The organism is Tersicoccus mangrovi, assembly GCF_036881825.1.
GTDB lineage: Bacteria > Actinomycetota > Actinomycetes > Actinomycetales > Micrococcaceae > Tersicoccus > Tersicoccus mangrovi.
Window position 1 is genome coordinate 20934 of the sequence record NZ_JBAJMW010000003.1, and the last position, 11208, is coordinate 32141.

Genomic DNA, 11208 nt, shown 5'->3' on the forward strand with positions numbered 1-11208 from the left:
TCAGACCTCGAACTTGTACCCCAGCCCGCGCACCGTCACGAGGTGGCGCGGGGAGGACGGGTCCGGCTCGACCTTGGACCGGAGCCGCTTGACATGCACGTCGAGGGTCTTGGTGTCCCCGACGTAGTCCGAACCCCAGACCCGGTCGATCAGCTGCCCTCGCGTCAGCACGCGGCCGGCGTTGCGCAACAGCATCTCGAGCAGCTCGAACTCCTTCAGCGGCAGCGGCACCTGCTCCCCGCTGACGGTGACGACGTGCCGGTCCACGTCCATCCGCACCGGCCCGGCCTCGACCGTCGCACTGACCAGCTCCTCCGGCTCGCCCTGCCGGCGCAGCACCGCGCGCACCCGGGCGACCAGCTCGCGGGAGGAGTAGGGCTTGGTCACGTAGTCGTCCGCCCCGAGCTCGAGCCCGACGACCTTGTCGATCTCGGCGTCCTTCGCGGTGAGCATGATGACCGGCACGTTGGAGCGCTGCCGCAGCTGGCGGCACACCTCGGTCCCGGGCAGGCCGGGCAGCATGAGGTCGAGGAGCACGAGGTCCGCGCCGTCCCGGTCGAACTCGCTGATCGCGTCGGTGCCGTTGTCGACGACCGCGACCTCGTAGCCCTCCTTGCCGAGCAGGTAGGACAGCGGGTCGCTGAAGGACTCCTCGTCCTCCACGATCAGGATCTTGCTCACGGGCGGGCTCCTCGGTGACGGTCGGGATCGGTTCGGGTGGTCGCGGCGCGGACCCCGGTCGTGTCGACCCGGGTGGCGCCCGCACGCGACGGCAACGGCGGGGCCGGGGCGGCCGACGGCTGGTCCGGCGCCGGTCTCGCGCTGCCCACGGGGGCGCCGTCGGGGCGCAGCGCCGGGGCGAACACCTGCAGGCGGCCGGCGGACACGGGGCGCCGCGTCCGCTCGGGCCGCGCGTCGCGGTCGTCGAGGCGCGCCCCCTCTTCGGCGTCGATCTGCGGCAGACGCACGGTGAAGGTGGACCCCTGGCCGACGCGGGACCAGACGGTCACCTCCCCGCCGTGCCGGGCGACGACGTGCTTGACGATGCTCAGGCCGAGGCCGGTGCCGCCGGTGGCCCGCGAGCGCGCCGCGTCGATGCGGTAGAACCGCTCGAAGATGCGGTCCAGCTCCTCCTCCGGGATGCCGGGGCCCTGGTCCGAGACGGAGACGAGCGCGAGGTCGTCGCGGGACCGCAGGCCGACGCCGATCTTCGATCCCGGCGGGGAGTAGCGGATGGCGTTGTCGATGAGATTGCGGAACGCGGTCATGAGCAGGTCGGCGTCCCCGTGCACGGGACGCTCGATCCGGCCGCCGACGTCGACCCGGATCTGCCGCGCGTCGGCGGCGAGCCGGTTCCGGTCCACGGCCTCGGCGATGACGGCGTTCAGGTCGACGACGGCACCGGTCGAGACGACGTCGGCGCTCTGCAACCGGGAGAGCTCGATGATGTCCTGGACGAGGGCGCTCAGGCGACCGGACTCCCGGTGGATGCGCCCGGCGAAGCGGCGCACGGCCTCCTCGTCGTCGGCGGCGTCGTCGAGCGCCTCGGAGAGCAGGGAGATGGCGCCGACCGGGGTCTTCAGCTCGTGGGAGACGTTGGCGACGAAGTCGTTGCGCACCTGCTCGGTGCGGATGATCTCGGTGCGGTCGTCGGCCAGGATGAGGCAGTACTCGGACCCGAGCGGCGCGACGCGCACCTGGACGATGCTGCTGGCCTCCCCCAGCGGGCCCCGGGAGAGCTCGAACTGCCGTTCCTCGATCACCCCGTCCTGCCGGACGCGGGCGACGATGGCGAGGATCTCCGGGTGCACGACCGTGTGCCCGCGGACCAGCCCGTGCGCATAGGCGGCGGGACTGGCGCGCACCACCCCGTCGACGTCGTCGACGACGATGAAGGCCATGCCGAGCACGGAGAGCACCTGCAGGGCCCCGTCGGGAAGCGTCGGCTCGTCGACGTCCACGACGGAGCGCCGTCCCCGGCCGCTGTACCGGTACGCGAGCAGCCCGACGACGCCGAGCGCCAGCCCGACCACACCGCCGCCGACCGCGAGCACCACCGGATCCACGGCATCAGTCTAGGCACGGGCCCAGGGGCGTCCCGGACGGTTCTCGGCCACCGCGGGGCCGTTCAGCTAACGTTCATCTCACCAGCGATTCTCGTTCACACGTGACTGGGAGCCTGCTGGTTGGTGTTCTGCCGGATGCCCGGACTCACTGTGCGCAGCGACCGGGGGCGGCGGCCACCGGGGACGACGGGTCATCACGGAAGGACGCCCAGTGCGCAAGGTTTTTCAGGCAGAGCTGCATCAGGTGGGCGACGAGCTCATCCAGATCGCGACGCTCGTGCGGACCGCGGTGGAGAAGGCCGCCACCGCGTTCCAGAACGCCGACGTCGAGCTCGCCGAGGACGTGATCGCGGCCGACGCGCGGATCGACTTCCTGCAGACCGAGCTCGACGAGCGGGCCATCGACATCCTCGCCCGGCAGGGCCCCGTGGCCTCCGACCTGCGGATGATCGTCGGCGCCCTCCGGATGAGCACCTCGCTGGAGCGGATGGGCGACCTCGCCCGGCACATCGCCCAGCTGGCGCGCCTGCGCTACCCGCAGCAGGTGATGGCCGACAGCCTCGTCGAGACGTTCCGCGAGATGGCCCGGCTCGACGCCGACATCGCCGGCGCCGTGGTCGAGCTGCTCGACACGCGGGACCTCACCCACGCGAGCCGGATCCAGCGGCTCAAGGTCCGCATCAACGAACTGCACCGCAGCGTGTTCGACGCGGTGGCCGCGCCGGACTGGCACGAGTCGCCGGCCCGGACGGCCGACGTCGTGCTCGCGAGCCGCTACTTCGAGCGCTTCGGCGACCACGGCGTCTCCGTCTCCCGCAAGGTCACCTACCTCGTGACCGGGGAGTGGGACGCGGACGCCCTGGAGGGGCTCGAGGGCACGGTCGGCGCCGGCGACGCCTGAGCACCTCCCAGCGCTCACCATGGACGAGAAGGGCCCCGGACGATGCGTCCGGGGCCCTTCTGCTGTCGACCTGCCGGTCGCTACTTCTTGCCCTGGTTCGCGACGGCCTTGATGGACTCGGCCGCGGCGTCCGGATCCAGATAGGTGCCGCCCGGCTTGACCGGCGTGAGGTCCTCGTCCAGCTCGTAGTGCAGCGGGATGCCGGTGGGGATGTTCAGGCCGGCGATGTCGTCGTCGCTGATGCCGTCCAGGTGCTTGACCAGGGCGCGCAGCGAGTTGCCGTGCGCGGTCACGAGGACCTTCTTGCCGGCCTTCAGATCAGCACTGATGTCGGACTCCCAGTACGGCAGCAGGCGCTCGAGGACGTCCTTGAGGCACTCGGTGCGGGGCACGTCGTCGCCGAGGTCCGCGTACCGCGGGTCGTGGGCCTGGCTGAACTGATCGTCGTCGGCGATGGGCGGCGGCGGGGTGTCGTAGGAGCGGCGCCACAGCATGAACTGGTCCTCACCGAACTCGGCGAGGGTCTGGGCCTTGTCCTTGCCCTGCAGGGCGCCGTAGTGGCGCTCGTTGAGGCGCCAGTCGCGCTTGACGGGGATCCACAGCCGGTCCGCGGCGTCGAGGGCGAGGTTCGCGGTGACGATCGCGCGGCGCAGCAGCGACGTGTAGAGCACGTCGGGCAGCAGGCCTCGCTGGGCCAGCAGCTCGCCGCCGTGCTCGGCCTCCGTCCGCCCCTGGTCGGTGAGCGGGACGTCCACCCACCCGGTGAACAGGTTCTTCTCGTTCCAGTCGCTCTGCCCGTGGCGGAGCAGGATCAGCGTGTGGGTCTGCGTCATACGCCCAGTCTGCCGCACCGCTCCGGCCGCGCCAACGTCGCACGCCGTGCGCCGCTCCCGGTGACGAGCACCGCGCGGCGACGGTGTGGAACGCCTCACGAAACGGCCGTCCGGGACCTACCGGCCCGTAGGGTATCGGGGTGCACAGCCGGCCGGTCGGAACCATCACCCGAGGGACCACCGGCCACAACCGGCTCCGCCGGGTCGACCGGTGGCTCGCGGCGACCCACGGCCACCGGCTCCGCGCCGCGTCGGACCCGCTCGTCGTCGACCTCGGCTACGGCGCCCACCCCGCGACGGCCGTCGAATTGTTCGCCCGCCTGCGCAACGTCGCCCCACGCACCGAACTCGTGGGCCTGGAGATCGATCCCGCCCGCGTGCACCGCGCCCTTCCCCTGCGCCGCGACGGCCTCGACTTCAAGCTCGGCGGCTTCGAGCTGCCCCTGCCCGGACGCCGGCCCGTGGTCGTGCGCGCCTTCAACGTGCTCCGGCAGTACCCCGTCGAGGAGGTGCCCGCCCACTGGGAGCTGCTCCGGTCGCGGCTCTCCCCCGGCGGCATCGCGGTGGACGGCACGTGCGACGAACTCGGCCGCAGGGCCGCCTGGATCACGCTGGACGGACACGGCCCGCAGTCCCTGACGCTGTCGGTGAAGTTCGCGACCCTGGACCGTCCGTCCGACGTCGCGGAGCGGCTGCCCAAGGCGCTCATTCACCGGAACGTGCCGGGCGAACACGTGCACAGGTTCCTGCAGGCGTTCGACCGGGCGTGGGCGGAGGCGGCGTCGGTGGCGCCGTTCGGGAGGCGGCAGCGCTTCCTGCGCGCGTGCACGGCGATGCAGCAGTCCGGGTGGCCGCTGCTGGACTCACCGTCCCGGTGGCGGCTCGGCGAGGTGACGGTCGCGTGGAGCGCCGTCGCGCCGGGATCAGCCGACCGGCGGCCGGATCACCAGGGGCCGTAGGGGCCCGCGTTGCCGGTCCGGCCGCGGACCGACTTGAGGGCCGGCCGGACGTCGGCGAGGTAGACGCACGACGCCGTCACGGCGATCAGCTGGAGGAAGACCGGCAGCAGGGCCAGGCCGATGGGCTGCGGGATCGAGAGGAAACCGACCGCAGCCGCCGCCGCGGTGATGCCCAGCCAGAACCCCTTGGTGCGCTTGAAGGCCCGCTGGAAGTCGGCGCCCTTGTTGCGGGCGCAGTCGATGAGGGCCCACAGCTCGATGCCGAAGGACACGAGCGCGAGGATCACGAAGACGATCGTCTGGGACCACACGATGAGTTGCACGCGCCCAGTGTATCGGGCGGGTCCCCCTTGCTTCCGGGGAACCGGCCGGGTGTTGCCCGCCGGTTCCGCTCCTGGTCCGGGAGCGCTCCGGGAGCACTCCGGGCGTCAGGCTCGGCCGGAGCCGGCCGAGCACGGGGTCATGCTCGGGTCAGGCCAGGGCCTGCACGAGATCGGCCCAGAGGTCCTCGGCGTTCTCGATGCCGACCGAAAGACGGAGCAGCCCCGGCGGCACGGTCGGTGCCTCGGTCTCGTGCCGGCGTCGTCGCTCGACGAGCGACTCCACCCCACCCAGCGACGTCGCCGGCAGCCACAGGCGCACGCGCTCGGTCAGCTCCTCGGCCGGCTGGGCGCCGCCGGCCGCCTCGAAGGCGAGGATCGAGCCGAACCCGTCCATCTGGGCCGCCGCGCGTGCGTGGCCCGGATCGTCCGGCAGGCCCGGATAGCGCACGCGGCTCACCGCGGGGTGCTCCGCGAGCCGCGTCGCGAGCAGCCGCGCCGTCGCCTCGGACCGGTCGAGCCGGACGGCGAGGGTCCGCAGGCCACGCAGCGCCAGCCACGCCTCGAAGGACCCGGCGATCGCACCGCGGACGGTACGCGTGCGCAGCAGCCGGGCGCGCAGCTCCGCGTCGGAGGTGACGACCGCACCGAGCACGACGTCGGAGTGGCCGGCCAGGTACTTGGTGACCGAGTGGACGACGACGTCGGCCCCGAGCTCCAGCGGCCGCTGCAGCAGCGGGGTGCAGAACGTGTTGTCGGTGACGACGAGCGCGCCGGCGTCGTGCGCGGCGCGGGCGAGGACAGCGATCTCGGCGATCTCCATCATCGGGTTGGTGGGGCTCTCCAGCCACAGCATCGCAGCTCCCGGCAGGGCCGCGATCACGGCGTCGGTGTCGGCGACGTCGACCTCGACGACGGTCAGGTGGCCGCGTGACTCCGACTCGTGCACGGCGACGAGACTGCCCTGATAGCTGTGGCGCGGGATGACGACCGTGCCGCCCAGGGGCAGCAGCGACAGCGCCGCGTCGATCGCGGCCATGCCGGACGAGAACAGGAGGGCCGGCAGCGACGCGTGCTCGAGGTCGCCGAGCGCCTCCTCGAAGGGCTCCCAGCTCGGGTTCTCGGACCGGCCGTACGAGCGGCGACCGGGTTGGACCGGCCCGACCGACCGGTACGTGGACGACAACACGATCGGCGGGTTGACCGGCGCCTCCTCGACGCGCTCCGGTCGGCCGGCGGCGACGACGAGCGAGTCCGGCGCAAGGTCCACGTGGGCGGCGTCGCCGGACTGGTCGGGACGGGGCTGCGGCGTCGGATCGGTCATGCGGTCAGCCTAGACGCGCCGGATGTCCGGGAGGTGCCCTCGTCGTGGGGTGAATCGTCGGCGGCGTCCCGGACCGGGGCTACCGGCGGATGACCTTGTGCGGGGCGGCCTGCGCCACCGGCTTGATCGTGATGAGGTCCAGATCCACGTGATGGGGCAGGGTGATGGCGAAGGCGCACACCCGGGCGACGTCGTCGCTGGTCAGCGGCTTCTCGACACCGGCGTACACCGCGTCCGCGGCGGCGGCGTCGCCCCCGAGCCGGTTGAGCGAGAACTCGGGCGTCTGCACAAGACCGGGCGCGACCTCGACGACCCGGATGTTGTGCTCGACCTCCTCCAGCCGGAGCGCCTCCGTCATCGCGTGCTCGGCGAACTTCGCCGCGTTGTATCCGGCACCCCCCTCGTAGGCCCGCTGCGCGGCGAGAGACGTCAGGTTCAGCACCGTCCCCTCGCCGTTCTCCCGCAGCGCCGGCAGGAACGCCCGGGTCACGCGCATCGTGCCGAGGACATTGACCTCGTACATCCAGGTCCAGTCCTCGTCCTTCGCCTCCCCCACCCGGTCCGTCCCGCGAGCGCCGCCCGAGATGTTGACCAGGGCGTCGATGCGGCCCTGCTCGGCGAGCACGCGGTCCCGCAGGGCGGTCACGTCAGCCTCGACGGTGATGTCGCAGGCGGCGGCGATGACGCCGGACTCCTGCGCGAGCGCGGTCAGCCGGTCCTCGCGCCGGGCGACGGCGTAGACGGTCCAGCCCTCACCGCGCAGCCGGCGGGCGGTGGCCTCGCCGATGCCGGTGGAGGCGCCGGTGACGACGGCGACGCGGGTGGTGGCGGAGGAGGGGGTCTCGGTCATGGGTCCAGCCAACCACAGCGGCCGACGGGCCGCGGGAACGTGCGTGGCCGTTGCATCGGGTCGCGCGGGCCGCGCGTCAGGTCGGCCATCGAGAAAAGGCGGTCATCGGGCCGTCGTTGCGACCCTCCCTCGATGGTCGACGAGGCAGGCCCGGCGGGGCACGCCGGACGGGAACGGTCAGGGGCGGCCGATACGCTGGATCCGTGAGCACCACCGCCCCGGATCCGCACCCGGACACCGCCTCCGCCGCGGACGGCCGCCCCCTCCACGGCGCCGGCACGGACGCACCGGCCGCGACACGGCAGGACGGGACACGCGGCGTCTTCGTCGCCTTCGAGGGCGGTGACGGCGCCGGCAAGTCCACCCAGGTGCACCTGCTGGCGGACCGGCTGACCTCCGCCGGGCACGCGGTGCTGACGACCCGCGAGCCCGGCGGCACCCCGGTGGGCGAGCGGCTGCGCGACCTCGTGCTCGAGCACGGCGACGCCGTCGTCGATCCCCGCACGGAGGCGCTGATCTTCGCCGCCGCCCGCGCCGCCCACGTCGACCAGGTCATCCGCCCGGCGCTGGCCGCCGGCCGCACCGTGGTCACCGACCGCTTCGTCGACTCGTCCATCGCCTACCAGGGTGCCGGCCGTGGCCTCGGCACCGACGACGTCGCGTCGATCAACGCCTGGGCCACCGGGGGCCTGCACCCTGACCTCACCGTGCTCCTGGACGTCGATCCGGCCGCCGGTCGGGACCGGCGCGCCGGCCGCGCGCCGGAGGACCGGATGGAGTCCGAGCCCGACGCCTTCCACACCGTCATCCGGCAGACCTTCCTGCACCGGGCCGCCGCGGACCCCGACCGTTACCTCGTGCTCGACGCGACCGCACCGGTCACGTCGATCGCCGAGCACGTCGCCGACGCCGTGCTCCGGCTCGTCGACGACCCGCTGCCCGCACTCCCGTCCGCCGGCCGGGACGCCGTCGACCTGGTCGCGACCGGCACCGAGCACGAGATCGAGGTCGTCGCGTTCCCCGGGCCCGGGAGCGACGCCGCGAGCCGGCCCGGGCCGGACACCGTGAACGATGCCCGGGCCGGAGACGACGTCGCGGCCGGTCGAGCGGGAGTCGGTCGCGCGGGGGCCGACCGATGAGTGTCTGGGACGACCTGCAGGGTCAGGCGCCCGTCGTCACCGCCCTGCGGCGAGCCGCCGAGGAGTCCGCACCCACCCACGCCTGGCTGTTCACCGGGCCGCCCGGATCCGGCCGCTCGAACGCCGCGCGGGCGTTCGCCGCCGCGCTGCAGTGCGAGCAGCCCGCCGCGGCCGACCGCGGCTGCGGCCGCTGCCACGCGTGCCACACCGTGCTGGCCGGGACCCATGCCGACGTCACCCGCGTCGCGACGGACAAGGTGACCATCTCGATCGCCGAGGTGCGCGAGCTGATCTCCCGCGCCCAGGACAAGCCGTCCACCGGCCGGTGGCGGATCCTCATCATCGAGGACGCGGACCGCATGGTCGAACGGACCACCAACGTCCTGCTCAAGGCCATCGAGGAGCCACCGCCGCGCACGATCTGGATGCTGTGCGCGCCGAGCCCCGCGGACGTCATCGTCACCATCCGGTCCCGGTGCCGGCCCGTGGGCCTGCGGATCCCGCCGGTGGACGACGTCGCCGAGCTGCTCGCTCGGCGCGACGGTGTGGACCCCGAGACCGCCCGGACGGTCGCCCGGATGGCGCAGAGCCACATCGGCGTCGCCCGGCGGCTCGCGCGCGACCCGGAGGCGCGAGCGCGGCGCGACGAGATCGTCACCCTGCCGCTGCGGCTCTCCGACGTCAGCGGGGCCGTCCGCGCCGCGGGCACCCTGGTCGACCTCGCGCAGGCCGACGCCGAGGCGTCGACGACCGCGCGGAACGCGGCCGAGAAGGCGGACCTGCTCGCGGCCCTCGGGCTGACCGAGGAGGACAAGGTGCCTCCCGCCGTCCGGTCCCAGCTCAAGCACCTGGCGGACGAGCAGAAGCGGCGCGCGACCCGCAGCCAGCGCGACGCCCTGGACCGGGCGATGACCGACCTGAGCACCTTCTACCGGGACGTGCTGGTGCTCCAGCTCGGCGCGCACAGCGACCTGGTCAACGGCCATCTCGACGCGACGCTGCGGCAGTTCGCCGAGGCGAGTTCGCCGGAGACGACGCTGCGGCGCATCGACGCCATCGCCGAGGCACGCGAACGCCTGTCGACCAACGTCGCTCCCCTGCTCGCCCTGGAGGCGATGACCGTCAGCCTGCTCTCGTGAGGATCCCGATGCACCGCGACCCCGCCACGACGCCGGCCGCCGCCCGAGGGTCGCAGAGCCGGGGGCCGCGGGGCGGGTGGTCACGGGTCCGGTGGTCACAGGGCCGAGGGCCGGTGAGCCGCACCGTGCGCCGGTCGCGGGCGGTCGCCCTGCTGGCCGTGCTCTGCGCGGTCGTGCTGACCCTGAGCGGGTGCGTGCTGCTGCCCGGCCAGGACGCGGCGCCCTCGCCGAACCCGTCCGCGACGAACGGCACCCCGCCGGACCTCAAGGCCTTCTACACCCAGCAGGTGCAGTGGGCAGGGTGTGAGAAGTCGTTCGAGTGCACGAAGGTCACCGTGCCGGTCGACTACGCGCACCCGACCGGGGACACGATCGCGCTCCAGCTGATCCGCAAGCGCGCGGGCGGCGCGCGGGTCGGCTCCCTCGTGATGAACCCCGGCGGACCCGGCGCCTCGGGCTACACGATGGTCCGGGACAGCCTCGATCAGGTCACGTCCAGGACGCTGCGGCAGCGGTTCGACGTCGTCAGCTTCGACCCGCGAGGCGTCGACCGCTCCGCGGGCATCACCTGCCTGACCGACGCCCAGCGCGACGCCTACCGGGAGGACGCCTCCGACCCGGCGACCGCCGCCGGCTTCGCGCGGGCCACCGAGCTGCAGCGCCAGCTGGCGACGGCGTGCCGGCAGCACAGCGGACCGGTGCTCGCCCACATGGACACGGTCAGCGCCGCCCGGGACCTCGACGTCATCCGCGCCGTGCTCGGCGAGACGAAGCTGACCTACCTGGGGTACTCCTACGGCACCCAGCTCGGCGCCACGTACGCCGACCTGTTCCCCCGCCGCGCCGGCCGGCTCGTGCTCGACGGCGCCGTCGACCCGTCCCTGAGCAACGAACAGCTCACCCTGGGGCAGGCGCAGGCGTTCGAGAAGGCCCTGCACAGCTGGGCCGAGGCCTGCCCGCAGGACTCGTCGTGCGCGTTCTCCTCCGCCGACGAGGGCGTCGCCCTGGTCCGGAAGCTGCTCGCCGACGCGGAGCGGGACCCGATGACGGTCGCCGACGGCCGGAAGGCGACCGTCTCGATGCTCGCCTCCGGGCTGGTGCTGCCGCTCTACAACCAGCAGAGCTGGAAGGCGCTGGACGTGGCCGTCGCCAACGCCGCCTCGGGCGACCCGGGCGACCTCGTCCGCTTCTCCGACCTGGGCGCGGACCGGGAGCAGGACGGCCACTACAGCGCCAACAGCATGGTCGCGTTCCAGGCCGTCACCTGCCTGGACTACCCCATGCAGACCGCGCCGGACGCGATGCGCCAGGACGCCGCCGCCCTGCAGAAGGCTTCCCCCACCCTCGGGAAGTTCTTCGCGTACGGCGGCCTGACGTGCGCGTCCTGGCCGTTCAAGCCCGTCAGCGCCCCTCACCCGCTGCACGCCGAGGGCGCGGAGCCGATCGTCGTCATCGGGACGACGGGGGATCCGGCGACGCCCATCGCGTGGGCCCGTTCGCTCGCCGCCCAGCTGCAGAGCGGCCGCCTGATCACCTTCCAGGGCGAGGGGCACACGGCCTACGGCCAGGGCAACACGTGCGTCGTCGGCGCGGTCGACGGGTACCTGCTGAACGGGACGGTGCCGCAGAACGGTCTCTCCTGCGGCACCTGACGCCCCCCCCCCCCCCCCCCCCGGG

At 73.4% G+C, this 11208-nt stretch carries 10 protein-coding genes and 1 pseudogene; 5 read left to right on the forward strand and 6 right to left on the reverse strand.

The features are described 5' to 3' along the window. Positions 1 to 681, reverse strand: coding sequence for a response regulator transcription factor (locus V6N00_RS06200; RefSeq protein WP_334231216.1), 681 nt, complete (start codon positions 679 to 681; stop codon positions 1 to 3). Further along, positions 678 to 2066 (reverse strand): sensor histidine kinase, encoded by a 1389-nt coding sequence (locus tag V6N00_RS06205; RefSeq protein ID WP_334231217.1) that lies wholly within the window; start codon positions 2064 to 2066, stop codon positions 678 to 680. Before V6N00_RS06205 ends, V6N00_RS06200 begins: the two co-directional genes overlap by 4 nt. Before the next feature lie 211 nt (positions 2067 to 2277). Here V6N00_RS06205 and phoU point away from each other — a divergent pair, with 211 nt between their 5' ends. Beyond that, a complete protein-coding gene (gene phoU, locus V6N00_RS06210) occupies positions 2278 to 2967 on the forward strand; it encodes a phosphate signaling complex protein PhoU (protein ID WP_334231218.1) in 690 nt (229 codons plus the stop codon). Positions 2968 to 3047: 80 nt separating this feature from the next. Here the strand turns inward: phoU and V6N00_RS06215 are convergent, their stop codons facing one another. Further along, the gene (locus tag V6N00_RS06215; protein WP_334231219.1) at positions 3048 to 3800 is read right to left on the reverse strand and encodes a phosphoglyceromutase; all 753 of its coding nucleotides are present in this window, start codon (positions 3798 to 3800) and stop codon (positions 3048 to 3050) included. Positions 3801 to 3940: 140 nt separating this feature from the next. Here V6N00_RS06215 and V6N00_RS06220 point away from each other — a divergent pair, with 140 nt between their 5' ends. Then, positions 3941 to 4759, forward strand: coding sequence for a class I SAM-dependent methyltransferase (locus V6N00_RS06220; RefSeq protein ID WP_334231220.1), 819 nt, complete (start codon positions 3941 to 3943; stop codon positions 4757 to 4759). On the opposite strand, the gene V6N00_RS06225 is transcribed toward V6N00_RS06220, so the two are convergent. The 3 genes from V6N00_RS06225 to V6N00_RS06235 form a co-directional block, all read right to left on the reverse strand. Next, positions 4744 to 5082, reverse strand: coding sequence for a DUF2516 family protein (locus tag V6N00_RS06225; protein WP_334231221.1), 339 nt, complete (start codon positions 5080 to 5082; stop codon positions 4744 to 4746). The two genes, V6N00_RS06220 and V6N00_RS06225, sit on opposite strands and share 16 nt — an antisense overlap. A gap of 148 nt (positions 5083 to 5230) precedes the next feature. After that, positions 5231 to 6403: a trans-sulfuration enzyme family protein gene (locus V6N00_RS06230; RefSeq protein ID WP_334231222.1), complete on the reverse strand. Its 1173-nt coding sequence runs from the start codon at positions 6401 to 6403 to the stop codon at positions 5231 to 5233. A gap of 79 nt (positions 6404 to 6482) precedes the next feature. After that, a complete protein-coding gene (locus V6N00_RS06235) occupies positions 6483 to 7253 on the reverse strand; it encodes an SDR family oxidoreductase (RefSeq protein WP_334231223.1) in 771 nt (256 codons plus the stop codon). Between the two features lie 203 nt (positions 7254 to 7456). Here V6N00_RS06235 and tmk point away from each other — a divergent pair. The 3 genes and pseudogenes from tmk to V6N00_RS06250 form a co-directional block, all read left to right on the forward strand. Further along, positions 7457 to 8129 (forward strand): annotated as a pseudogene (gene tmk / locus V6N00_RS06240) (dTMP kinase); the annotation flags it as partial. A 259-nt stretch (positions 8130 to 8388) separates the two neighbouring features. Further along, positions 8389 to 9531, forward strand: a complete 1143-nt coding sequence (locus V6N00_RS06245; protein WP_334231224.1) for a DNA polymerase III subunit delta' — start codon at positions 8389 to 8391, stop codon at positions 9529 to 9531. Positions 9532 to 9644: 113 nt separating this feature from the next. Further along, positions 9645 to 11183 carry an alpha/beta hydrolase gene (locus V6N00_RS06250; RefSeq protein ID WP_334231225.1) on the forward strand — a complete coding sequence of 513 codons (1539 nt, stop codon included), beginning with the start codon at positions 9645 to 9647 and terminating at the stop codon, positions 11181 to 11183. Positions 11184 to 11208 lie beyond the last annotated feature (25 nt).

What these genes read in the sequence shown, in the direction of transcription:
- V6N00_RS06215 (WP_334231219.1), bottom strand. Translation starts at nt 3,800, where the DNA reads ATGACGCAGACCCACACGCTGATCCTGCTCCGCCACGGGCAGAGCGAC.
- V6N00_RS06230 (WP_334231222.1), bottom strand. Translation starts at nt 6,403, where the DNA reads ATGACCGATCCGACGCCGCAGCCCCGTCCCGACCAGTCCGGCGACGCC.
- V6N00_RS06235 (WP_334231223.1), bottom strand. Translation starts at nt 7,253, where the DNA reads ATGACCGAGACCCCCTCCTCCGCCACCACCCGCGTCGCCGTCGTCACC.
- V6N00_RS06245 (WP_334231224.1), top strand. Translation starts at nt 8,389, where the DNA reads ATGAGTGTCTGGGACGACCTGCAGGGTCAGGCGCCCGTCGTCACCGCC.